This window comes from Mesorhizobium sp. WSM4841, from assembly GCF_055811515.1.
On the sequence record NZ_JBVVQC010000024.1, the window covers coordinates 16,066 to 39,566 of the forward strand.

The window sequence follows — 23,501 nt, forward strand, 5'->3', positions numbered from 1 at the left end:
GACGAATTAACGAACAATCAGCGGGAAGCCCATGAGCATGATCCTTACCATCGCCGATCTCAAGGACCTGGCGCGCCGCCGCGTGCCGAAGATGTTCTTCGACTATGCCGATTCCGGTGGATGGACCGAAAGCACCTACCGGGCCAACGAGGAGGATTTCCAAAAGATCAAGTTCCGCCAGCGCGTGATGGTCGACATGAGCAACCGCTCGCTGGAATCGACCATGATCGGCGAGAAGGTGGCGATGCCGGTGGCGCTGGCGCCGACCGGCATGACCGGCATGCAGCACCCCGACGGCGAGATGCTGGCGGCGCAGGCGGCGGAGGAATTCGGCGTGCCGTTCACGCTGTCGACGATGAGCATCTGCTCGATCGAGGATGTTGCATCAGTGACCAAGAAGCCGTTCTGGTTCCAGCTCTATGTGCTGCGCGACCAGGATTTCGTCCTCAGTCTCATCGACAGGGCGAAGGCGGCGAAGTGCTCGGCGCTGGTGCTGACGCTCGACCTGCAGATCCTCGGCCAGCGCCATAAGGATATCCGCAACGGGCTTTCGGCGCCGCCGCGCTTCACGCCGAAACACATCTGGCAGATGGCGACCAGGCCGGGCTGGTGCATCGGCATGGTGGGGACCAAGCGCCGGACCTTCCGCAACATCGTCGGCCACGCCAAGGGCGTCGGCGACCTCACCTCGCTGTCGTCATGGACGACGGAGCAATTCGATCCGCATCTGTCGTGGAAGGACGTTGCCTGGATCAAGGAGCGCTGGGGCGGCAAGCTGATCCTGAAGGGCATCCTCGACAAGGAAGACGCGCTGATGGCAGCCAAGACCGGCGCCGACGCGATCATCGTCTCCAATCATGGCGGACGCCAGCTCGACGGTGCGCCGTCGTCGATCGAGGTGCTGGAAGAGATCGCCGACGCGGTCGGCGACACGATCGAGGTGCATATGGATGGCGGCATCCGCTCGGGCCAGGACGTTCTGAAGGCGCTGTGCCTCGGCGCCAAGGGCACCTATATCGGCCGGCCTTTCCTTTACGGCCTCGGCGCGCTAGGCAAGGAAGGGGTCACAAAAGCCTTGGAAATCATCCGCAAGGAGATGGACATAACGCTGGCACTGTGCGGAAAGCGTCTGGTAACCGACATGGGCAAGGATCAGCTTCGGCGTTAGACGCCCGTGACGGCATGATCACGGAGATGGACGCATTGACCACCCCCGGCATCCACTTTCTCGACGCGCGCGGACCGGAAGGCATGCGCATCTATGCGGTCGGCGACGTGCATGGCCGGCTCGACCTGCTCGCCGCCATGTACCGACGGATTGCGGTCGAGATCCGCCAGGCGCGGCCGGCCGACTGGCGTGTCATCCATCTCGGCGACTATGTCGACCGCGGCCCGGACTCCAAGGGCGTCATCGATTTCCTGATCGAAGTGCGAAAACGCGACCCGCGCCACCTGATGCTCGCCGGCAACCACGATATCGGCTTTCTCGACTTTCTCGATAGCCCTGATCCGGACGGGCTTTTCATACGCTATGGCGGCATCCAGACCGCGCAATCCTATGGCGTGGCGATCAATGAAGGCGGCGGCGCGTGGTTTGGCAGGTCCGAGGCGGCACTGCGGCAAGGCCATGCCGCGCTGGTCGAGGCCGTGCCGAAAAGCCATGTCGACTTCCTGCAGTCGCTGCCGTTTTCACTGACGTTCGGCGACTTCTTCTTCTGCCATGCCGGCATCCGGCCAGGCATTGCGCTGGAAAGTCAGAGCACGCAGGACCTGATCTGGATCCGCGATGTCTTCCACAACCATTCCGGCCTGCATCCGAAGATCGTGGTGCATGGCCACACGCCGGTGCCCGAGGCAGAAGTGATGGTCAACCGCGTCAATATCGACACGCTCGCCTACCAGACGGGGAACCTCAGCGCGCTCGTTGTCGACGGCGCCGACAAGCGTATCCTGGTGGTGTCAGGCGAGAAGGCTTAAAGCGCGTGGCGCTTCAAGGCTTTGTTTTTCGCGGTCCTGTATCACGCGGGCATATTAAGCCGGTGACACGTTTTCATGGCTGAGCACCATAGCGGCAATCAGTCCTGCTCTTTCAATCATCGTCTGCGCCCCCTGCCGTGTCATTCAACCACCATACAGCCGTCTGTTCTGTTAGAAACATCCTTCTCCAAAGGAAATAGGTCACCAGCTCCAAGCAGGCCAATAACTTTGTCGTCTTTATTGCTTACAGCGGTCTGCTCTGTAGGGTAGACTATATCCCTCATTGCAAAGTACGATTTCGCGAGAGCGCCATTTTGATCCGGATGTATCAATATTGAGAAGGACGACGTTGTGTAATAGCAGACCTCCTCACCAACAGCGTAATTTTCTCTCATGCACGAGACAGATCGGCAGATCGAATTCTCTCCTGCTACTATAATAGCCAGGATCGCCAAGACCCATAAATTTGTTTTGAAGCACCGTCCAATTGTCATTGTTGCACGCGCAGGCCCTTTAGCGCTTGTGAATAAACCTGGTGTCTAGCCCGAAGCGGCATGAGAGTCGTCTAGAACGGACGGGTAAGCGCATCGAAAAAAGCAACTCTTGGGTCACAAGCAGCACGAAGATGGAGCGATTTTACCGCAGAGTCTGAAACAGGCACGAAGCTCTGGGCGAAGTATGACCAGTTATAGAACTGGTTCCCGCCGCCCTTTCTGACCACCAGGACTGCGTGAAACGCGAACTGGTAATCCTCGGAACCACCACCGTTTGTGAACGGCGTTTGCATCCTCAGGCCCGTCAATTCAGCCGATTGCGTGACTGTCTTGGCCCGCCCAAGGTAATCTGCGGGTATCTGTATGCAGTAAGGATATGGACCGGCTACGGCAAGTGCACGCCACTCCACGATCTTCTCGTTGAGGGCGGACCAGAGAAACAGGCCGACAACAGGTCCCGCAACCGACACCACCATCGACGTATGGAGCAGCCTCCCCGCGATCGGGTCATCAGCCCTGCTTGGCGCAAGCACAAGGATCGGCAGATCGACGAGTGCGGCCACCAACATGAATAGTCCGGAGACGTAGCCAAGGTGGGATGTGGTCAATCCCACCAGAGCAACAATCAGACTTAGCCAGAAGTGAACAGCGACGGCTCGCTTCATCAACCGAGATGATGCCGCTTTTCCCAGATGAAGTGCGCCGACCGAGACGGCAAAAGCGATGAGCGGCCCGGAAAACCACAACAATCCCATAAGGACGACGTTACGTGCCCAGCCATAGTCCGCTACCGGGTGGATTGACCAAACAAATATCCATGTCATCCACGTACACCAGCCACAAAGCAGGCTTATGCGGAGTAGCAAAGGTGCAGCCATGTTTCTTCGAGGTTGGATAGCCTCTTTCGACGTGGGGATATTGAGGCTCCGCATGGCTCTGCCATTCTTTCAGACCTCTAACTTGTTATATCCACACAACGTTCACTTTCATCGGAGATATCTTTTGTAAAAGGAGTGACTGCGCCTCTCTCCAAAACTCCAATCACCTTGTATCCTTTGCGAACCACAGTCTGCCAGATGGGAAACGTCTGCCTTATTGAAAAGTAAATTTCAGCAAATCGACCATTCTCTCGCTCTCCTATCAAGTACAATGAGCTTGTGGATTCATAGCAAATCCGGTCGCCGACTTCATATAAGTTTCGCATGCAGGCAACTGATCGGCAAACAGACATTTCTCCAGCGATGATAAAAGTCGCGATAAAAACAATGACCCAAAAAAGCGGGCGAGTTGGGATGAGTGCTTTCATTTTTGTCATACTGGCAGCCCCACATTGCGCATCTTCGCGGACAGTTCCAGCGTATGGCCGGCGTTTACATCGCCGCGCAGGAACTGACTGATTTTTGCATTGAGTTGATCGGTGAGGCTTCTCAGCGAGTAATCATGCCTGATCAGGCGTGGTTCGAGATCATCGACGTGACCCGTTAGAAGCGGCTCCCGGGGGGCAAGCGGACATTTGGGCGGCGATTACCGAGCAATCCCGATTTATAGGGCACGCCCTAGCGAAGCGCGGCGGTGACGCCGTAGCCGTCGACAGCGTTGTGGTTGTTGGCTGCGTCGCCGGCGTAGGTGCCGAAGCCGCACAACACGATGGCCGACAACATGACAAAGGACAGAAGCGCTGCTTTCACGGACGTCATCTCTTGTTGAGCTTTCTGCATCTGTGCACGAGGCGGGTTACGAATGGGTTGAAACGGAAAATGCGTCTCAAGGTTTCGACGATTTCGCGCTTCTAGGCGGTCTCTGTATCGGCGGTGTGTCGCGCGAGTGACACAAAAGGTTCATCGCGTTGCACGGACGATGCAGAGCGCGTGCCTTCTAGGGGAGCGGGCGGCCACAAGCCAAGGAGGAAACATGCCGTCCACAGCGGATTTTTGCCGGCGTGCCAAATATGCAACGTCGGCACCGACAGCCGTCAGATCGTCGCCACCCAGGCGCGGGCGATGGCCAGCCCGGCGGCATCGGCATCCGCTCCGTTGCGGGCCATTTCGTCGTCGAGCCGGTCGCTCCAGTCAGGGTGCCGCTCGGCTATGAGCGGGGCGAAGGCCCGGCTCCAGTCGCGGACCATCGGCCGGTCCGCCTCGAAATGGAACTGGAAGCCATAGACGGCCCGGCCAATGCGAAACGCCTGGTTCTCGGCGACTTCGTTGCCGGCGAGCCGCACGGCATCTTCTGGCAGCACAAAGGTGTCGTCGTGCCACTCGAAGATGGGGAAATTCTCGGGCAGCGCGGCGAACACCGGATCGGCCTTCGCCGCCGGAGTGAGCGAGACCTTGTGCCAGCCGAATTCCGAGGCGCCGCCGATCCGGTTCTCGCCGCCGAAGGCGCGAGCCACCAGCTGGCTGCCAAGGCAGATACCGAGCACGGCGCGATCCTTGCCGGCAAAATCGCGCGTCAGGTCGAGCAGTTCAGGAAAATACGGGCAAATCTCGTCGTCCAGCGCATTCTGGGCGCCGCCGAGCACGACCATGGCGTCGTGCCCAGTGCTGTCGTGCGGCAGCGCCTCGCCACAATAGGGCCGGCGCAGGTCGATATCGGCGCCCGCCTCGACAAGAGCTGCGCCGATCTGGCCAAGGCCCTCACTGTCGAAATTCTGGACCACCAGCACCCGCATCGACAAACCTGCTGACATGAAAATGATGCGACGAGCGATATCATGCTGCCGTCATTCCGGCCAAGATGCGTATTCGGGGAGAAAGCTATGCCACTGCAGAATCGGGTCGACCCGTTCGGCGTCATCCACGCCGTGCCGGAGCGCGGCCTGTTCATGGGCAATCGCGGCATCATCCATGACCCCGAAACGAAGACGCTGCTGAAAAAGCGCTGGGCGCTGCAGGCCTGGATCATCTGCGTCTGCGAATTCCGCGATGTACGGCGCGAGCCGATGGGCCGCAACAGGAATGGTGGCAAGGCCGGCTGGACCGAGCTGTTTTTCCTGGACGAGGTGACCGCGCTCTCGGCCGGGCATCGGCCTTGCTTCTTCTGCCGGCGCGACCGGGCCAGCGATTTCGTCCAGCGCTTCGGCATGGCCTTCGGCATTGCCGAGCCGCGTGCGCCGCAAGTCGACAAGCGCCTGCATAAGGAGCGGCTGGCGTCGGGTGGGCCGGCACCGGTCGTATCTGCAGAAGAGCTTGCCGGGTTGCCGGACGGCGCCATGGTTGCGGACGGCGGCAACGCCTACGCGATGCGCGGCGGCAAGGCACTGCGCTGGTCGTTCGCAGGCTATGGTGATCGCGTGGGGGGCGAACCGGTAGCGTTCGGCGGCTTCGCCGACCGCCCAATCCGCCTGCTCACGCCGACAACCACCGTTTCCGTGCTGAGGCAAGGCTACGAACCGGTCTGGCACGCGAGCGCTGAGGCTTGACGTCAAGGTTTGGCTCGCCCATTCCTCGGCGATGCGCGCCAATTACAAGATGCAGCGGCTGTTCGTGCCGGACGACCTCGGACCGGATATCGAGTTCGAGGCGAGCCCGCAGCATAGCCACTACCTGATGCATGTGCTGCGGCTCGGCGAAGGTGCCGAAGTCCTGTTGTTCAACGGCCGCGACGGCGAATGGTCGGCGGCGATCGCCGCCAAATCAAAAAAGGCGGTACGCCTGAAGGTGCTGGCCTTGCAGCGGCCGCAGCCGCCGCTGCCAGATCTCGTCTACTGCTTTGCGCCGATAAAGCAGGGTCGGCTCGATTATCTGGTGCAGAAGGCGGTCGAGATGGGCGCCGGCGTCCTGCAACCGGTCATCACCCAGCACACGCAAGTGGCAAAGCCCGGCATCGAACGCGTGCGTGCCAATGTCGTCGAGGCCGCCGAACAATGCGGCATCCTGGCGGTGCCGGACGTGCGCGAAGCGGAAAAATTCGAACGCCTGCTGGCCGGCTGGGACAAGGAGCGGCGGTTGATCTTCTGCGACGAGGATGCCTCCACCAACAATCCGCTGCCGGCGCTGCAAGCGCTACGGGAGAAGAAGTTCGGGCTGCTGGTCGGGCCCGAGGGCGGGTTTTCCGACGAGGAACGGAGGATGCTGAGGGCGCTGCCTTTCGTCACGGCCATTCCGCTCGGTCCGCGCATCCTGCGCGCCGACACGGCTGCGGTGGCGGCACTGGCGGTGATACAGGCGACGGTCGGGGATTGGTGATCAATTCCAATTACCCTGTGGCTCAGGATTTTTCGCTTGATCGCCTACTGACATTTCGTCCATCTAGCGCCGGCGGTCGTCCGGCCGCCTACAGCGCCGCGTGTCCTTTCGGACGCGCATAGGACGTTGTAGCACTTGGTTTGGCGCATGATCCCCAGCGAAAATCGATGCCGATTTTCGGGTCATGCGTCGGAGGGCTGTTCATGGCGCGCGACACAACCGATTTCCGGCCGATCGAAGGCGTCGACGAGCTTGTCGAGCATCTGGCTGAAGGCAACAAGCCGCGCGACAAATGGCGCATCGGCACCGAACACGAGAAATTCCCATTCTATGTCGACGGCAATGCGCCAGTGCCCTATGGCGGCGATCACGGCATCCGCGCCATTCTCGAAGGCATGCAGGAAAAACTCGGCTGGGATCCGATCATGGATGCCGGACGCATTATCGGGCTGGTCGAGCCGACCGGCCAGGGCGCGATCTCGCTGGAGCCCGGCGGCCAGTTCGAATTGTCCGGCGCGCCGCTGGAGACGATCCACCAGACCTGCCGCGAGGGCAATGCGCATCTGGCGCAGGTGCGCGAGATCGCCGAGCCGATGGGCATCCGTTTCCTCGGCCTCGGCGGCAGCCCGAAATGGTCGCTGGCCGAGACGCCGAAAATGCCGAAATCGCGCTACGAGATCATGACGCGCTACATGCCCAAGGTCGGCACCAAAGGCCTCGACATGATGTACCGCACCTGCACCATCCAGGTGAATCTCGACTTCGAGAGCGAGGCCGACATGCGCCGCAAGATGCAGGTGTCGCTGAAGCTGCAGCCGCTGTCGACGGCGCTGTTCGCCAACTCGCCGTTCACCGAGGGCCGGCCCAACGGATTTCAGAGCTGGCGCGGCGACATCTGGCGCGACACCGACAACCAGCGCTCGGGCCTGCTCGACTTCTGCTTCTCGCCCGATTTCGGCTTCGCCGACTATGTCGAATGGGCGCTCGACGTGCCCATGTACTTCGTCATCCGCGACAGCCAGTACCACGACATGACGCACGTCACCTTCCGCCAGTTCATGGCAGGTGCGGCCCTCAACGAGATCCCCGACGGGCTGCCGACGATGGGCGATTGGGCGAACCATCTGTCGACGCTGTTTCCCGACGTGCGATTGAAGCGCTTCCTTGAAATGCGCGGCGCCGATGGCGGACCGTGGCGGCGCATCTGCGCGCTGCCGGCCTTCTGGGTCGGGCTGCTCTATGACGCGGCGGCGCTCGACGCGGCCGAGGCGCTGACCTCGAGCTGGACCTATGAAGAAGTGCTGGCGATGCGCAACGCCGTGCCGGAACAGGGCATTTCGGCGCCGTTCCGCAACACGACGCTGCGCGAGATCGCCCGCGACGTGCTCGTCATCTCGCGCATGGGGCTGAAGAACCGCGGCCGCAAGAACCGCGACGGCTACGACGAAACGTCGTTCCTCAGCACGCTGGACGAAGTCGTCGCACGCGGCACCACCAGCGCCGAGGAGCTGCTCTCCGCCTATCATACCCGCTGGGGCGGCTCGATCGAGCCGGTGTTCATGGAATATGCGTATTAACCGTTATGGAAGCGAATAAGGGCGCCGCGCGTCCGTTTGGACCCGCGAAGGACGCTCTAGGTCTCTTTGAGCCTACGCATCGGTGCTTTTCCGAAAATCGATTCCGATTTTCGGGCCGATGCGATAGGCTCGCTCCTACGAGAATTTCCCCGAGGAGAAAACCAATGCCTTCCTTGTTCGACATTCTGGCGCAGGCGCAGAACGGCAATGGCATGCTGGCCCTGGCCCAACAGTTCGGGCTTTCGCAGCAGCAAGCGCAATCGGCGGTCGAGGCGCTGCTGCCGGCCTTTTCACAGGGGCTGAAGCGCAGCACCTCCGATCCTTACGGGCTCGGCGCGTTCATGACGGCAATGGCCAGCGGCCAGCACGCCAAATATTTCGAGGACGCAAGCCGGGCCTTCTCGCCGCAGGGCGTCGATGAAGGCAACGGCATTCTTGGCCATCTGTTCGGCTCAAAAGAGCTGTCCCGCGCCGTTGCCAGCCAGGCTGCGCAGGCGAGCGGCGTCAGCCAGCAGGTCCTGCAGCAGATGCTGCCGGCCGTGGCTTCGATGATGATGGGCGGACTGTTCAAGCAGACCACAAATCAGATGCAGGCAGCAGGCGGATTCGGCGGCGGCGGCAATCCGCTCGGCGAGATCATCGAGCAGATGATGCGGCAAGCTGGCGGCGGCGCACAGGCGCCGGCACCACAGCAGCGCCAGGGGCCGCAGCCCGGCCCGATGGACAATCCGTTCGGCAAGGTGCTGCAGGACATGTTCGGCGGCGCGCAGCAGCCGCAGCAGGCACCCAATCCCTATGGCGACAATCCGCTCGGCAAGGTGCTGCAGGATATGTTCGGCGGCGGCGCGCAACAGCCGCAGCGCGAAGCGCCGCAGCAGCGCGAAGCGCCGCAGCCACAGGCCAATCCGAGCGGCAGGCCACGCAATCCGTTCGATGATTTGTTCGGCAAGATGTTCGAGGCGGGCGCGCAGCAGCGTGACGATTACCAGAAGGGCATGGAATCGATCTTCGATCAGTTCAAGCGAGGCATGGATCGGCGCTAAACCGACGAGGCGGCCGCAATCTGATCTTGAGCGTCGCCCAAAGAAAAATGCCCGATCCTTGGGAGGACCGGGCAGTGTGCAGGCGGGCCGGCGGGGAACCGGCAGGGAGTGGGAGCCTGCGAAATCCTATAGCGCCGCGCACCCCAAGGGCACGCAACCATCGCGATCAGGTCACTTTGCGGGCAAGATCCTCGATCGTGTCTACGCGATCGGCCGCGATGACGCGAAGCCTCTCGGTTGGATCGCGGCCGAACGGCACCTCGATGGCGACGTGGAGATCGGCGCGCGTCAAGCCGATGTCGGCAAGTTCGGCATCCGACATCTCGCCAAGGCGATAGAAGGCGCGGCGGTTTTTCCAGGCGCGGTAGACGTTGGAGATGGTGTTGACCACGCGCGTCGCAATAGCCGGACGCGACGTGATGCGCGAGGTCTCGGTGGCGAAATCAAACGTAGCCATGTCAGTCTCCTTCAGTCGAACGGACGAAGACGGGCGATCGGCGCTGGTAAGCGGCCGTTCCGGTCCCGATTCACATGCCGTCATGTGGACAGTCGTAAATTTGCCATCGTTCGATTGATTAATCCAACGAATGTTTCTAATCTTTAGCATCAACAGCAGTGATGGATGGGAACGATGAAAGCGCCACTCGATCTCGATCAGTTGCAGACCTTCGTCTCAATCGTCGACACCGGCAGCTTCACCCGCGCGGCGGAAGCCGTGCATCGGACCCAGTCGGCGGTGTCCATGCAGATGCGCCGGCTGGAGGAACGGATCGGCAAGCCGCTGTTCGAAAAGGACGGGCGCACCAACAGGCTGACCGAGGAAGGCGACAGGCTGCTCTCCTACGCAAGACGGCTGCTGTTCCTCAATCGGGAAACGCTGGCCGCCTTCGACGACCGGCGGCTCGAAGGCACGATCCGCATCGGCACGCCGGACGACTATGCCGATCGTTTCCTGCCCGAGATCATGGCCCGCTTCGCCCGTTCCAATCCACGTGTCGAGCTGACCGTGATCTGCGAGCCGACGCCGGGCCTGGTCGATCATATCAAGCGCGGCAATCTCGATCTGGCGCTGGTGACGCACAATGACGCACACGGCCAGTCGGAAGTGGTGCGGCGCGAACCGCTGCTGTGGGTCACTTCGGCCAACCACGCCACGCATGAACAGGAAGTTCTGCCGATGGCCTTCGGCCGGCCGAACTGCATCTGGCGGCGGGCTGCGGTCGACGTGCTCGACCGGCAGAACCGCGACTACCGCATCCTGTTCACCAGCTTCTCGGCAACCGTCATCACCGCCGCGGTGCTTTCCGGCCTGGCGATCTCGGTGCTGCCGGAATGCGCGCTGCGGCCCGGCATGCGGGTTCTGGGCGAACCCGACGGGTTCGGCGCGCTGCCCGATTGCCGCATCGGCATCATGCGCGGCCAGACGTCGCGGCCGGAGATCGTCGACGCGCTGGCCCGCCACATTTCGGAAAGCCTCGACAATATTTCCGTGCCGCTCGGCGAAGATACGGGAAGCTTCGACTTCCCGGCATTTGCCTTCTCTAAGACGAAGCGGACCAAGCCGAACCAGATCTCGCCGGGCTGGTGAAAAACCCCCGCAATTGGCCGGCACCGGACACAGCCGTCTTGACGCGGACGGACAACCGCCCCCCAATCGGCCAATGAGCGACGCAGTATCCGAATCACGCACCAACGCCACCGAATACACGGTGAGCGAGATTTCCGGCGCGCTGAAGCGCACAGTCGAGGACGTCTTCGGCAATGTGCGGGTGCGCGGCGAAATATCAGGCTATCGCGGGCCGCATTCCTCCGGCCATGCCTATTTCTGCCTCAAGGACGACCGCGCACGGCTCGACGCCGTGGTCTGGAAGACCGCGATGAGCCGGCTGAAATTCCGCCCCGAAGAAGGCATGGAGGTGATCGCCACCGGCCGGCTCACCACCTATCCCGGAAAGTCCACCTACCAGATCGTCATCGACAATCTGGAGCCGGCCGGCGCCGGGGCGCTGATGGCGCTGCTGGAAGAGCGCAAGCGCCGGCTGCAGGCCGAAGGCCTGTTCGATGCCGGCCGCAAGCGCTTGCTGCCGTTCATGCCGCGCGTCATCGGCGTCGTCACCTCGCCGACAGGCTCCGTCATCCGCGACATCATACACCGGATCAAGGACCGGTTTCCGCTGCACGTGCTTGTCTGGCCGGTACGGGTGCAGGGCGAGACGGCAGGCGCGGAAGTGACCGCCGCCGTCAACGGCTTCAACGCGCTGGCGCAGGATGGCATTATTCCGCACCCCGACCTGTTGATCGTGGCGCGCGGCGGCGGCAGCCTCGAGGACCTTTGGGGGTTCAATGACGAGGCACTGGCCCGCGCCGTCGCCGCCTCACGCATTCCGGTGATCTCCGCTGTCGGCCATGAAACGGACTGGACGCTGATCGACCTGGCGGCGGATGTGCGGGCGCCGACGCCGACGGGTGCCGCCGAAATCGCCGTGCCCGTGCGCGCCGACCTCGAAGTAACACTTGCCAGCCTTGGTGCGCGGCTCAAGACTGCGGCATCGCGCAATTTCGAACGCAAGCGCCAGGCGGTGCGTGCCGCCGCGCGCGCGCTGCCCTCGCCCGACCAGCTGCTGGCGCTGCCGCGCCGGCGTTTCGACGAGGCGACGAGCCGGCTCGGCCGGGCGCTGTCCGTCAGCGTCCAGCGCAAGCGAGCCAGGCTTCAAGCGCAGCGGCTGACGCCGGCCACCCTGTCTCGACGCATGAACGAGGCGCGCACGCTGGCCGGCCGTGATCTCGCCCGTGCGCAGGCGGCGTTCTTCGCCATCGTGCGCGAGCGGCGAACGCGGTTTTCGCGCACCGCGGCGCGGTTGTCGCCCGCGCCGATCGCAAGGCGGCAGAAATTGCAGGCCGATGCCCTGGCGGCGCTGTCGCGGCGACAGGACCGGGTGATTTCGGTGCGGCTCGAACGCTTGCGCGGAAAACTGACCCAGGCCGACCGGCTGCTGGCGACGCTGTCGCACAAGGCGGTGCTGGCGCGGGGCTTCGCCTTGGTGAAAGACGCCGACGGCGCAGTGATCAAGCAAGCTGCGGAAGTGGTGCCGGGTACGGCACTTTCGCTGGAGTTCGCTGACGGAACCGCCGATGCGATTGCGACCAGCGGTACCGCAAGACCGAAAACAATTGCAAAGCCGGCCGCCAAAGCCAAGGAGCCCGGCAATCAAGGCTCCCTGTTCTAAGTGCCCAATGATTATTTTCAGGCGCCCATAATCCCGATGACTTCTGAATGCCCATGACCGGCAATCCACATCACCGGACGCCTTCCGGCAGGTCGCGTGCAAGAGCCTTCGGCATTAGTTTTGACGGCACGCCCGGACCGTTCAACGCCATCACCGATGTGGCTGGCGTTGCGGTTGGCTATTCGACGCTGATTTCGGGCGATGGTGCGCTGGTGGTCGGCAAGGGACCGGTGCGCACCGGCGTGACCGCTATCCTGCCCAGACCGCGCGACGATCTCGCCACGCCGGTCTTTGCCGGTATCTTCAGCCAGAACGGCAATGGCGAATTGACCGGCTCGCACATCATCGAGGAAACCGGTGCCTTCAATTTGCCGATCACCATCACCAACACGCATTCCTGCGGCGTTTCACGCGACGGAACGCTGCGCTGGATGCAGCGCGTGCTGCCGGCCGCGCTCGACAGCGGCTGGGGTCTGCCGGTGGCGGCGGAAACCTATGACGGCTTCCTGAACGACATCAACGGCCACCATCTCAGGTTCGAACATGTCGCCGCGGCACTCGATGGCGCGACCAGCGGATCGATCGAGGAAGGCAGCGTCGGCGGCGGCACCGGCATGATCGCCTTCGCTTTCAAGGCAGGCTCCGGCACGGCATCGCGCATCGTCGAATGGCACGGCCGGCGCTACACGGTCGGCGCGTTCGTGCAGGCGAATTTCGGCAAGCGGAGCAATTTCACCATTCGCGACTTGCGCGCCGGGCCAGATCTCGTGGAACCGGCGATCCGCGAAAGCACGCCGCGCGCCGAAAAGGGCTCAATCATCGGGATCGTCGCCACCGATGCGCCGTTGCTGCCGCATCAGATGAAGCGGCTGGCCCGCCGGGCGCCGCTCGGCGTCGCCATGACCGGCGGCTTCGGCTATCATAGCTCGGGCGATATTTTCCTCGCCTTTTCGACCGCCAACCGCGAGGCGGCGCTGGCGCCGTCAGGCCGCATCGCCAGCGCCGATTTTATCCCGGATACCGACATCGACCCGTTCTTCGACGCCGTGATCGAATGTGTGGAGGAAGCAATCCTCAATGCGCTGGTCGCCAATGACGACATGACCGGGCGCGACGGCAATTTCGTGCCGGCGCTGCCGAAGGCATGGCTCAAGGGCAAATTCGGTGCGAGGCCCAGCGTAGATCTTGGTTGATACTTTCCCCGGGTTCGGCCCGGAATGGCCCTGAAGCTGCGAAGGATTAACCCAAAAGCAGTTCAACGAATAAACGGCCCTAACAAATATCAATTGGAAGACCCATCGTCCAATCGGAGCCATAAGTATGAGCAACCCAGATGGTCCCGCACCCGTACACAAGGCGGTGATGAGACATAGCTCGCCTGAAGTCATCCAGGCCATCTCAGAGGGGGAGGATGTCGATGTGTTAGATCGCGACGGTCGGACGCCGTTGTTTTACGCGACAAAAGACGGAGACACCGCAATCGTCGCTGCACTGATCGAGCGTGGATCGAACGTGAATGTGCAGGACAAGAATCTGGAAACACCGCTGCACTTTGCCGCTCGTGAATATCGGCTCGAAGCGGCGGAACTTCTAGTCAAGGGCGGCGCAGATGTTTCTGCCCAAGACGTTCATGGAAACACGCCCCTGTGGCGTGCCGTGTTTGAATCACGGGGCCGTGGCGAGTTGATCAAGCTCCTTCTCTCAGCTGGCTCAGATAAAACGCTGAAAAACAAGCATGGCTCTTCGCCGGAAGACCTCGCAAAGACCATTGGAAATTACGATATCAGCGCGTTCCTGGGCTGAAAGCCTGCTAGGCTCACTCAGCAGGCAGGTAATGGCGTATGCTGTGCTTCAAATCGCTGGCGCCAGGAACAGACCGTATCACTCGGCAGGCTTGTCCGAATTCTTTTCGTCCTGGTCGGCCTCAGCCGCCTCTTCCAGCCTCGACGCGATAAGTTCCTGAATGTCGCCGACCTCTTCCTGGATATCCTCCAGCGGTATGCCGGCCTCAGCCGCCTTGGCCGCGCATTCCCTGGCGAGGGTCTCGGCCTGCTCCTCGATCCTGTCCAGCGAGGACTGGCAGTGGACCTTTTCGCCGATCCACTCCTGCAAGAACTCGATCGCGTGTTCGCTCATGCTGCTGTTCCCTGGCGGCTGCGCCGGTTGGTAATCATAAACGCCGGCATCCCCGAAAAGATGCACGCTCCTATTCCAACCGAGTCGCCGTCACCCGGCAAGCCGATCTTGCCCAAGCTCCACAGGGCTGACGGAAATCGAAGGTTCAAGGAGCACATTCTAATTCTTGAGGAGATTCTATTTTCTTGAGCAGACTGGCACCGTTGGCTGGGATCATGTCCCGGATCGCGCCATTGTTTCTACTTGCTTTTTTCCGGTAATCCAGTCAATTTGTATGACAATAGATGTCACATACGTGGCACGTTTGCGGCGCCATTCGCTGCGCGATCCTAGGATACGCGGCCAAAGCCGCCGCTATATAGTGACATCCTCAGGCAATGTCGACTCTGCTCGCCATCCTGCTTCTTTCCGCCGCGCCGAGCGTATCTGGATGGCATTTTGTCATCGTCGGGGGCGAGCATATTTCGCCGGAAATCGGGCGGGCGCATTGAGATGCTGAGCAGCTAGGCGCGGTACCTGTGCCAGCGATCCTGTCGCAGTCGCTTCTCGCCGGAGAAATTGCCGGCTTAGCCGGCTCGCCACCCGGGAAGCTGATCCCCTCGGGGAAATGCGTGTTTCCGCAATCGAAAGGTTCGGCCTAAAGCGCGTCGCGTCTGAAGGGATTTCATGCGACGCGCTTTAAGTTTTGTTTTTATGCATGTCGTTGTCCCAAAACCGCTGCGCACCCTCGGGTCAAGCCCGAGGGCAAGCTTTTGGGCGACATGCATTAGCCGCCAACCATGAGCTTGACGACTTCGTCATGGTTGGTCTCCGAGATCTTGCGCTCGCCGGCCTGAACGCCCCGGCGCAGCACGACGATGCGGTCGGAAACGGCGAAAATATCCTGCAGATTGTGCGAGATGAAGATCACGCCCCGGCCTTGCGCCTTGAGCTGGTGGATGAGCGAAATGACCTTGCGCTGCTCCGGGACCCCGAGGGCCGCGGTCGGTTCGTCCATGATCAGGATCTGCGCGTCCCAATAGACGGCCCGGCCGATGGCAACAGCCTGCCGTTGACCGCCGGAGAAATTGCTGACCGGGGCGTCGAGCCGGCTGACATGGAAGTCCAGCCGTCCCATGGTCTGCTTGGCGGCGACGGCCATGGCCTTGCGATCGAGCACCGGCAAGAAACCGAAGGCCTTGCGCATGGGTTCACGGCCGAGGAATATATTGGCGCCGATGGACAAATTGTCGGCGAGCGCGAGATCCTGGTAAATGGTCTCGATGCCTTTTTCGCGCGCCTCCTGCGGCGTCGCGAAGGTGACCGGCTGCCCTCTCAGCAGAATTTCACCGCCGGTCGGCTGAAAGACGCCCGATATCGCCTTGATCAGCGTCGTCTTGCCGGCGCCGTTGTCGCCCGCCAGCGCCACCACTTCGCCCGGCCGCACGGCCATGGAGAAATCGTTCAGCGCCTGCACCGCACCGAAATGCTTGGAAAGGTGTCGGACTTCGAGAAGGGGGGTGGTTTGTTCGGAACTATTCATCCTGGCGAGCTCCACTGAACCGGCGCTGCGCCTGGTCGATAAGGACGGAGATAATGATGACGAGACCGACGGCGATGAACTGCCAGAACGGCTCGACATTGACGAAAACCAGCCCGTATTGAATGACCGCGATCACCAAGGCGCCGGCAACCGTCCCGAAGATGGTGCCGGAACCACCGAACAGGCTGGCGCCGCCGATCACCACCGCTGCGACACTGTCGAGCAGCAAGGGTTCGCCGGCCTGGGCGGCGCCCGCGGTGAAGCGCGCTGCATAGAGCGCGCCCCCGAGGCCGGCGCACATCGCCGAAAGCACGTAGAGGCGCAGGATGTGGCCCCTGATGTCGATGCCGGCGCGACGCGCCGCCTGCACATTGGCGCCGATGGCGTAGTTGTGCTGGCCGAACCGGGTCTGGCTCAGGATGTAGTGCATCACGACGACAAAGACGGCGGCAATGATGACGAGATAAGGCACACCGTAGAACCTGCCGTTGCCAAGCAGCGCGAACCAGGAATTCTGGACCGGTACTGTTGTGCCGCCGGCCAGCAGGAACGCAGCGCCACGCGCCACGCCAAACATGCCAAGCGTGCCGATGAAGGGTGGAATTCTGAGGCGCGAGATCAGCAAGCCATTGATGACGCCAGGCACTCCGGCGACGATCACGGCCGCCAGAATGCCCAACGTCATGGCCAGAGGCACCGGCATGGCGATGCCAGCCATATTCGTGGCGTGGGCCGCAACCACGGCCGCGAGACCCATGATGAAGCCCAGCGAGAGGTCGATGCCTCCCGAAATGATGACGAAGGTCTGCCCGGTCGCCAGCAGCAGCGGCGCCACGGCAAATATTGCAATGGACTGCACGTTGAACGGGTTGAGCACGAAGGTCGCGCCGAAGGAGAGCCTGGACCAGACCTCGAAACAGATGATCAGGCCCGCGAGGAACAGCCAGGCGCGTCCTTCGGCGATGCGTGCGAGCCAACTCCTGGCCGGGTCACCGTGATCCGCCTGAGGAGCGACATGCGTTTCGATTGGTGATGTTGAAGTCATGAATGGTTCCGATCCGCAGAGCGGCCTCCGACAAACAGGGTCAAGAGACCCGGCGCAGGTCTCATTCCGGCAGGCCGGAAGGAGACTGGCTGGACTTATTCGGAATAGAGGTACTTCGAGATGTTCGGGTCGGCGATGTTGGCCTTGTCCATGATCGTAAAGCCGGTGCCGACCGCAACCGGGATCGACTGGTCCGTCAGATGGGCATAGGCCGACATGACGCCGAAATAGCCGATTTCCGCGGGATGCTGGGCAATCGCCACGTCGACAAGGCCGGTGTTGATGTTATCGACAATGCTGGTCGGCGCGTCGAACGCCACGACCTTGACGGTGCCGGTCTGCCCGGCCTGCTGGACGCCATTCGCTGCGCCGAGCGCCGAGAACAGATTTGCACCGAACACCCCAACGAGATCGGGATTGCGCGCGAACACAGCCTGCAGCTGCGAGGCGGCCTTGTTGGCGTCGTTGTCATTGAACTGGGTTTCGAGAACGGTGATGCCGGGATGGTTGGCCGCCATCTCCTTCTTGAAGCCCTCTTCACGCTGGTCGGTAGTCGAAATGCCGGGCTTCACATTCGAAACGTAGACCTTGCCCTTGTCGCCTATGGCCTTGGCCAATGCCCGCGCGGCGATCTCGCCGCCCAGAATATTGTCCGAAGCGATATAGGACAGTGGGAAATCCGCCTCGCCGGCGCCGGTCTGGTAGACGCCGCTGCCGATGAAAGTGTCGACGGTGATCACCGGAATGCCGGCATCGTTGGCCTTGCGGAGCGGCTCGACCAATTGAACCTTGTCGGTCGGCGCGATCAGGATGGCGTCCGGCTTCTTGGCGATGACCGCGTCAAGCACGGGGACTTGCGTTACCGGATTGAAATCCGGGGCGCCCTGGAAAACCAGGGTCACGCCAAGGGCATCGGCTGCCGCCTGGGCTCCCTTGCGCATGGTGATATAAAAGCCGTCGGTGGTAAGACCCGGAATGAGCGCAATGGTGAACTTTTTGTCCTGCGCCAACGCCGGCGTGACCAGCGCCGCTGCGCAGATGGCGAGAGCCGCCAGGACGGCAACAATCTTCTTCATAACATCCTCCTCATGGTGTTGGCAGATTTGCCGTTGCGATCGACATTGAAATGGCCGTCAATTCGTTCCGGCTATGTGAAGTGCTGGCGGCGAGAACCAGGTTCGCCTGCTTGCTGTTATGGGCAGCTTTCCTCCCGAGCGCCCCCCAGTCGTTAGGTCGGCCAGTCGAAACCGACCAGCTGATGCGCAGTCCCGTTCCTAGCCTCCGCAAGGTGCAGGGAACAGCGCCGCTCGGCGCGCATGCTTGCCTAGCCGCAAGGTTGTAACACTTTGCTGAAAGAAATTGCAACCGGGTATTTCCGAGATCGAAACGCTTTCAAACCGGACACCATCTGTCTGCTCCGCAGAGCCCTCACGCAGACTATTGCCCCAACTCCTTGACGACACAACTGATGACTTCGCGGCGGCGGGCTCACGAGCCGCGTCTGATGTCGATCAGTTTGGGATCGATCAGGTGTGCCGATGTCACACATCGGCGTGCCACCATTATCGGGGCAAGAGAGCCTCGAGGATGGCCTGGGCCGTCTTCGTGTCTGTAACCAGCGCGTTGATAAGCCCGGCGCGGACGGCACCGATGATGGCCATCGCCTTCTCCGGCGAGGCGGCAACGCCGATCGACAGGGGGACGGCTCGAAGCTGGGCCGGCGACATTGCGATCATCCGGCCCTCCCCCTCCCACGGGATGAGCGTGCCTTCGGCGTCGAAGTAATGACGGATAACGTCTCCAGCCGCATGAAACAGGGCCTGTTCGCTCAGCGTGGCCGCACTCGCTTCGGGCGGATTGATGGCATGGGGCAGGCCGACGCCGACGATCGCAACGTCGGTCCGGTCCCAAAGCGCGACGCTGTCGCGGATGGCCGCATCGCCGAGGAAGACCTCACGCAACTCGGAGGACGGCAGATAGGGCGCATGGATGAAATGCGGCGTCCCGCCGAACTCTTCGGCGGCGAGCCGGACAAACTCGTTGATCTGAAAATGCGGCGCCTGCTGCTGCATACCGCCGGTGGCAGCGACGGTAAGAACGCCGGGAATGCGAGGCAGGCCTGCCTGGATAACCTCGCGAATGGCTCGCCCCCAGCCAATGGCGACCACGGAGCCGGCCGTCAGTTCCGCTTGCTTGAGCAAGGCGCCGAGCGGCGCAGCGAGGGCCGTCAGCGCACCGGCCGCCGGCGTTTCGATGACCGTCGCGACGCGAAGTCCGAGTCCCTCGACCAATTGCGTGGTGATGCCTTCGGGCGTTGCAAGATCGAGAACCTCGATCCGCACGATGCCCTCTGCTCTCGCCCGCTGCAGGAGACGCGATATCGTCGCGGTGGAGACACCAAGCCGCCGCGCGATATCGACCTGCGACATGTCAGCCTCATAGTGCAGTTTGGCGACCGTATGCAGCATCGTCCGCGATGCGGCCGCATCTTGTGCGGGAGGGACAGCCAGCTTGCAATTCCTTTCAGCAATGTGTTACAGACCTCGACCGATGGCAGTTATCGCGCAAATTCGGCTGACTCGCAACGTGGGCTCGTTTCCACGGCAAATTGCGGGGCCAGGGCCAAATTTCTCGGTTCGATAGCGCATCAAAGCGGCAAATTCTCCCGCCGACAGGCAGGTAAGAACTAAACCTTTCTTGTTCCACGGATCTGCGCCCTGGTGAATGGGCGCGCCAACATCGGACAGAAGACCATGACAAAGATGACGACCGCAGAGTTGCGCGGGTACCAGCAGATATGCGGCCAAGACGGGGCCATCATGGCCATCGCCTGTGACCAGCGTGGCGGCATGCGAACCTTGCTTGCGGCGGATCCTGCAGAACAGGCCAAGATCACCAACGACATGCTCGGCGACACCAAGTCGGACATCACGCGATACCTCGCGAGCCAGGCGTCCTGCGTGCTGCTCGACCCGCTCTGCGCGGTGCCGCGGGTTGTCGATGAAGGGGTGCTGAACCGCGATACGGCTCTGCTCATCGGCCTCGATGCCTCGGGCTTCGACGTCTCGCCCGCCGGTTACCGCCTGTCGCGCCTCGCTCCCGGCATCGGCGCGCGCCGCGTCCGCGAGCTCGGCGGCACCGGCGGCAAGATCATGGTCTATCTCAGGGCCGACAGGCCTGAGGCGAATGAGCACAATGTCGCCATTCTGCGCCAATGCATCGCCGACTTCGCGCAAGAGGACCTCCTGCTCGTCGTCGAGTTCCTGACCTATCAGCTCGAAGGGGAAAGCCTTGAAGACTATACGGCCAAGGTCCCCTGGCTTGTCGAAGAGGGCACCCGGATTTCGCTGGAATGCGGGGCAAAGGTGCTCAAACTTCCTTATCCCGGAACGTCGGAAGCCTGCGCCAGGATCAGCAGCATGGCTGGCGAGGTGCCATGGGCGGTCCTCTCCGCCGGCGTAAACCACGCGACATTCCTGGGCCAGGTCGAGATCGCGATGAGGAACGGCGCGTCAGGCGTCATCGCCGGCCGGTCGTTGTGGAAGGACTGCATCTCGCTTGACCGTGACATTCAGCGGGAAAGGCTTAAGACCATCGCAGTGTCGAGATTGCGCGAGCTTCAGGCGGTGATCGGAAACTACCGGCAGAAGGCCGCTTAGTCCATGACAGGACGTCATGCCTCTTAGTTCGATGGCCATAGGAATCGATATCGGCGGCACCAATCTGCGCGCCGCCCGTATTTCCAGCACGGGCGAAATCCTCGACCGCATTTCCGAGAAAAGCGCGCCGGACCCGGAGCTCGTGCTCTCCCGGATCGCCGAAATGGTGCGCCGGCTCGATTCTCCCGAAGTTGCCGCCATCGGCATCGGCGTCCCCGGACGCGTCGATGCGCGGCTTGGCGCGGTCTTGTCCGGAGGCTATGTCAACCTTGCCTCGATCTCCCTGGCGCAACGACTGGAAAGCCTGGCGGGCAAGCCCGTGGTGATCGACAATGATTGCAACATGGCACTGATCGCGGAAATGGCTCTCGGCGCCGCCAGAGGCCATGAAAGCATCGTCATGTTCACGATCGGGACCGGCATTGGTGGTGCCGTGGTCCAAGACCGGCGGATCGTCCGCGGCAAGGGGACGGCGGGGCAGCTCGGCCATATCACGGTCGACATATCAGGCGAAGCGTGCGTCTGCGGCCGGCGCGGCTGCGTTGAAACCACCAGCTCAGGCACAGCGCTTGGCCGTCACATCGCGCGGGCAGGCCTCGGTCCGGATGTTTCGGTCGATCAGCTTTTTGCCCGGGATGCGGGCGGCGATCCCTTGGCGCGCGGCATACTGGAAGCCTGGGCCGGCCCGCTGCGTGCGGCAATCGATACGACGGTTGCCATGTTCGCCCCTGACCTGGTCGTGCTCGGCGGCGGACTTGGCCTGGCGGCCCACAGGGCGCTTGCCAGGGCTCCCGCCTTGGCTCCGTGGTACCAATGCCCGGTCGAAGCGGCGCAACTGGGTGATGATGCCGGCGTCATCGGCGCCGGTCTGCAAGCGATCGCGACGAAGGCGGCAGTCGCGCCCGTGTCCTTACCATCTGCCCGGCTCGACCCCGGCCGGCTTGCCGTACCCGGCCGGCGTGCCGTGCCCGCCAGGCGCGCCGTGCCCGGCCGGCGTGCCGTGCCCGCCAGGCGCGCCGTGCCCAGCCGGCGCGCCGTGCTCGTCAACGGCATCCCCGCCAGCGGCAAAAGCACCGTTTCGCGCGGCATCGCCGAGCGCATGGGTTGGCCATTGCTCGCGCTCGATACGATCAAGAACCCGTTCCTCGAGGTGCTCGGCGGCGGCGATCGCGAATTCAACCGCACGCTCGGCCGCGCCAGTTACCACGCCATCTGGTCGGTCGTCGGCGAGGCTCCGGCGGGCACCATATTTGTCGTCGACGCCTGGTTCGGCTTCCAGCCGCGCCAGGTGCTCGAGGATCACCTGCGAAGGGCCGGCGTCGAGCAGACCGCCGAAATCTGGTGCCATGCTCCCGGTGGGGTTCTGGCCGAGCGCTATCGCGCACGGCTCGACCAGCGTCCCGCCGGCCATCCCGGCGCGGCCTACATCCCCGAACTGATCGAACTGGCCAAGCGCGCCGAGCCACTGCGGCGCGGACCGCTGTTTGACGTCGACACGACCAAACCGATCGCGTTTGATGCCATCACGCAATGGCTGCAGGCGACGATTGCGGCTGACAGATAGGCAGCGCGGCCGCCCAACAATTCAGTGATTTAGCAAATAAAGCGATGGTACCGTTGGCTGGGATCGAACCAGCGACCTCCGGATCCACAATCCGGCGCTCTAACCATCTGAGCTACAACGGCACGCTTGCCCGAGCGGGATCGAATGGACCGTTCATTCTCCGGGACCCGCTCTGTCGTTCGGCGATGCGTCCATACGGGCTATCGGAGTTTAATTCAAGGCTTTTGGCCGCGCATGACCCGAAAATCAGAATCGATTTTCGGAAAGGATCATGCGCAAAATCCAAAGCTCTACAGCGTCCTTTGCGCGTCCAAGAGGACGCGCGGCGCTGTAGGCAAAGATCGTCACCTTTCGCCGGGCAAAGAAAAAGGCCGGCGGGAGGAGGTGCCGGCCTTTTCCTGTTACAAGCCAGCGGGAGGAGGTGCTGGCTGGTCACCCCGGAGAGCAGAGGGAGGAGGTTCCACCCGCCGGGTATTTGCTTGACCACTATATCTCACATAATCCTCTTCGAAGAAATGCGACCTTTTGTTGCATCTTCGAAATATGCGCAAATATTAGGCGGCCTTAATTTCACTCATCGCCTTCTCGAAGGCGGACTTGATCGGCTTGGAGACGTCCTCGGCCGCCTTGGAGGCGACGGCCTGGAAATCCTTTGCCTGCTCGACGGTCATCTCGACGCGCTTGCGCAGGAATGCGGTCTGCAGCTCGACGACTTCCGACAGCGACTTGGCGCCGATCAGCGCTTCGAAATGCGAAAAGCCGGCTTCGGTATTGGCGCGCAGAGCGGCGATGGTCTTGAGCGACAGGTCGTTGGAAACGGTCTTGGCGGTCTCAAAGGTCGACTCCAGAGCCTTCTGGGTCTCTTCGGCGCCGGTCTTCAGCTTGGCATAGGCCTCTTTCGACTGCTCGACGCCCTTTTCCGCGAAAGCGCGGATCTGGTCGGTGGCCTTGGAAGCGTCGAAGCTCGGGAATTCGACGTTTTCAGCGGTCTTGGTCCTGGACATATTCCATCCTTTGCAGTGGCAGCGGCTTCGACAGAAAGCCGTCTCGTTCATGTATGATGGCAATAT

The 23,501-nt window shown here is 62.1% G+C and carries 25 protein-coding genes and 1 tRNA gene; 14 read left to right on the forward strand and 12 right to left on the reverse strand.

What is annotated here, in order from left to right; genetic code table 11:
• Positions 1-31: 31 nt before the first annotated feature.
• The gene (locus tag AC0L14_RS23985; RefSeq protein ID WP_473750923.1) at positions 32-1,168 is read left to right on the forward strand and encodes an alpha-hydroxy acid oxidase; all 1,137 of its coding nucleotides are present in this window, start codon (positions 32-34) and stop codon (positions 1,166-1,168) included.
• 35 nt (positions 1,169-1,203) lie between these two features.
• Positions 1,204-1,977, forward strand: coding sequence for a metallophosphoesterase (locus tag AC0L14_RS23990; protein ID WP_473487198.1), 774 nt, complete (start codon positions 1,204-1,206; stop codon positions 1,975-1,977).
• A 565-nt stretch (positions 1,978-2,542) separates the two neighbouring features.
• Here the strand turns inward: AC0L14_RS23990 and AC0L14_RS23995 are convergent.
• Complete coding sequence (locus tag AC0L14_RS23995) at positions 2,543-3,295, reverse strand: hypothetical protein (protein ID WP_473750925.1); 753 nt, start codon at positions 3,293-3,295, stop codon at positions 2,543-2,545.
• A gap of 131 nt (positions 3,296-3,426) precedes the next feature.
• The gene (locus AC0L14_RS24000) at positions 3,427-3,786 is read right to left on the reverse strand and encodes a hypothetical protein (RefSeq protein WP_473750927.1); all 360 of its coding nucleotides are present in this window, start codon (positions 3,784-3,786) and stop codon (positions 3,427-3,429) included.
• A 44-nt stretch (positions 3,787-3,830) separates the two neighbouring features.
• On the opposite strand from AC0L14_RS24000, the gene AC0L14_RS24005 reads away from it, so the two are divergent.
• Positions 3,831-3,956: a hypothetical protein gene (locus AC0L14_RS24005; RefSeq protein WP_473750929.1), complete on the forward strand. Its 126-nt coding sequence runs from the start codon at positions 3,831-3,833 to the stop codon at positions 3,954-3,956.
• A gap of 71 nt (positions 3,957-4,027) precedes the next feature.
• On the opposite strand, the gene AC0L14_RS24010 is transcribed toward AC0L14_RS24005, so the two are convergent.
• Together AC0L14_RS24010 and AC0L14_RS24015 are read right to left on the reverse strand one after the other, a co-directional pair.
• Complete coding sequence (locus AC0L14_RS24010) at positions 4,028-4,159, reverse strand: hypothetical protein (RefSeq protein WP_258124092.1); 132 nt, start codon at positions 4,157-4,159, stop codon at positions 4,028-4,030.
• A gap of 284 nt (positions 4,160-4,443) precedes the next feature.
• Positions 4,444-5,142, reverse strand: coding sequence for a type 1 glutamine amidotransferase (locus AC0L14_RS24015; RefSeq protein WP_473750962.1), 699 nt, complete (start codon positions 5,140-5,142; stop codon positions 4,444-4,446).
• A gap of 87 nt (positions 5,143-5,229) precedes the next feature.
• Between AC0L14_RS24015 and AC0L14_RS24020 the strand changes: the two genes are divergently transcribed.
• The 4 genes from AC0L14_RS24020 (at position 5,230) to AC0L14_RS24035 (ending at position 9,278) form a co-directional block, all read left to right on the forward strand.
• Positions 5,230-5,892 carry a hypothetical protein gene (locus tag AC0L14_RS24020; protein WP_473487147.1) on the forward strand — a complete coding sequence of 221 codons (663 nt, stop codon included), beginning with the start codon at positions 5,230-5,232 and terminating at the stop codon, positions 5,890-5,892.
• Between the two features lie 31 nt (positions 5,893-5,923).
• The gene (locus AC0L14_RS24025) at positions 5,924-6,658 is read left to right on the forward strand and encodes a 16S rRNA (uracil(1498)-N(3))-methyltransferase (protein WP_123146723.1); all 735 of its coding nucleotides are present in this window, start codon (positions 5,924-5,926) and stop codon (positions 6,656-6,658) included.
• A gap of 203 nt (positions 6,659-6,861) precedes the next feature.
• A complete protein-coding gene (locus AC0L14_RS24030) occupies positions 6,862-8,235 on the forward strand; it encodes a glutamate--cysteine ligase (RefSeq protein ID WP_473750931.1) in 1,374 nt (457 codons plus the stop codon).
• A gap of 164 nt (positions 8,236-8,399) precedes the next feature.
• Entirely contained in the window at positions 8,400-9,278 is an 879-nt protein-coding gene (locus AC0L14_RS24035; protein ID WP_473528103.1) for a DUF937 domain-containing protein, read from the forward strand.
• Positions 9,279-9,444: 166 nt separating this feature from the next.
• Here the strand turns inward: AC0L14_RS24035 and AC0L14_RS24040 are convergent, their stop codons facing one another.
• Complete coding sequence (locus AC0L14_RS24040) at positions 9,445-9,735, reverse strand: DUF1127 domain-containing protein (protein ID WP_095491361.1); 291 nt, start codon at positions 9,733-9,735, stop codon at positions 9,445-9,447.
• Between the two features lie 174 nt (positions 9,736-9,909).
• Between AC0L14_RS24040 and AC0L14_RS24045 the strand changes: the two genes are divergently transcribed.
• The 5 genes from AC0L14_RS24045 to AC0L14_RS24065 all read left to right on the forward strand — a co-directional run bounded on the left by AC0L14_RS24045 (position 9,910) and on the right by AC0L14_RS24065 (position 14,308).
• Complete coding sequence (locus AC0L14_RS24045; RefSeq protein ID WP_473487150.1) at positions 9,910-10,866, forward strand: LysR substrate-binding domain-containing protein; 957 nt, start codon at positions 9,910-9,912, stop codon at positions 10,864-10,866.
• A 73-nt stretch (positions 10,867-10,939) separates the two neighbouring features.
• The gene (gene xseA / locus AC0L14_RS24050) at positions 10,940-12,505 is read left to right on the forward strand and encodes an exodeoxyribonuclease VII large subunit (RefSeq protein WP_473750934.1); all 1,566 of its coding nucleotides are present in this window, start codon (positions 10,940-10,942) and stop codon (positions 12,503-12,505) included.
• A 53-nt stretch (positions 12,506-12,558) separates the two neighbouring features.
• Positions 12,559-13,698, forward strand: a complete 1,140-nt coding sequence (locus AC0L14_RS24055; protein ID WP_473639042.1) for a DmpA family aminopeptidase — start codon at positions 12,559-12,561, stop codon at positions 13,696-13,698.
• A 24-nt stretch (positions 13,699-13,722) separates the two neighbouring features.
• Entirely contained in the window at positions 13,723-13,878 is a 156-nt protein-coding gene (locus AC0L14_RS24060; protein ID WP_473487153.1) for a GH-E family nuclease, read from the forward strand.
• Positions 13,826-14,308: an ankyrin repeat domain-containing protein gene (locus AC0L14_RS24065; RefSeq protein WP_473487154.1), complete on the forward strand. Its 483-nt coding sequence runs from the start codon at positions 13,826-13,828 to the stop codon at positions 14,306-14,308. Before AC0L14_RS24060 ends, AC0L14_RS24065 begins: the two co-directional genes overlap by 53 nt.
• Before the next feature lie 78 nt (positions 14,309-14,386).
• On the opposite strand, the gene AC0L14_RS24070 is transcribed toward AC0L14_RS24065, so the two are convergent.
• The 5 genes from AC0L14_RS24070 to AC0L14_RS24090 form a co-directional block, all read right to left on the reverse strand.
• Positions 14,387-14,641 carry a hypothetical protein gene (locus AC0L14_RS24070; protein WP_258122049.1) on the reverse strand — a complete coding sequence of 85 codons (255 nt, stop codon included), beginning with the start codon at positions 14,639-14,641 and terminating at the stop codon, positions 14,387-14,389.
• Between the two features lie 766 nt (positions 14,642-15,407).
• Complete coding sequence (locus AC0L14_RS24075; protein ID WP_095519375.1) at positions 15,408-16,163, reverse strand: ATP-binding cassette domain-containing protein; 756 nt, start codon at positions 16,161-16,163, stop codon at positions 15,408-15,410.
• On the reverse strand, positions 16,156-17,208 hold the full coding sequence (locus AC0L14_RS24080; protein WP_473487156.1) for an ABC transporter permease subunit: 1,053 nt from the start codon (positions 17,206-17,208) through the stop codon (positions 16,156-16,158). The genes AC0L14_RS24075 and AC0L14_RS24080 overlap by 8 nt, the downstream gene beginning before the upstream one ends.
• 95 nt (positions 17,209-17,303) lie before the next feature.
• A complete protein-coding gene (locus AC0L14_RS24085) occupies positions 17,304-18,284 on the reverse strand; it encodes an ABC transporter substrate-binding protein (RefSeq protein ID WP_473750938.1) in 981 nt (326 codons plus the stop codon).
• A 486-nt stretch (positions 18,285-18,770) separates the two neighbouring features.
• Positions 18,771-19,676 (reverse strand): sugar-binding transcriptional regulator, encoded by a 906-nt coding sequence (locus tag AC0L14_RS24090; protein ID WP_473528107.1) that lies wholly within the window; start codon positions 19,674-19,676, stop codon positions 18,771-18,773.
• Between the two features lie 285 nt (positions 19,677-19,961).
• Between AC0L14_RS24090 and AC0L14_RS24095 the strand changes: the two genes are divergently transcribed.
• Positions 19,962-20,867 carry a tagatose-bisphosphate aldolase gene (locus AC0L14_RS24095; RefSeq protein ID WP_473528108.1) on the forward strand — a complete coding sequence of 302 codons (906 nt, stop codon included), beginning with the start codon at positions 19,962-19,964 and terminating at the stop codon, positions 20,865-20,867.
• Positions 20,868-20,883: 16 nt separating this feature from the next.
• Positions 20,884-22,431, forward strand: coding sequence for an ROK family protein (locus AC0L14_RS24100; protein ID WP_473528109.1), 1,548 nt, complete (start codon positions 20,884-20,886; stop codon positions 22,429-22,431).
• A gap of 45 nt (positions 22,432-22,476) precedes the next feature.
• Here the strand turns inward: AC0L14_RS24100 and AC0L14_RS24105 are convergent.
• A tRNA-His gene (locus AC0L14_RS24105) sits at positions 22,477-22,553 on the reverse strand.
• Positions 22,554-22,985: 432 nt separating this feature from the next.
• Positions 22,986-23,435, reverse strand: a complete 450-nt coding sequence (locus AC0L14_RS24110; protein ID WP_473528110.1) for a phasin — start codon at positions 23,433-23,435, stop codon at positions 22,986-22,988.
• Positions 23,436-23,501: the final 66 nt, after the last annotated feature.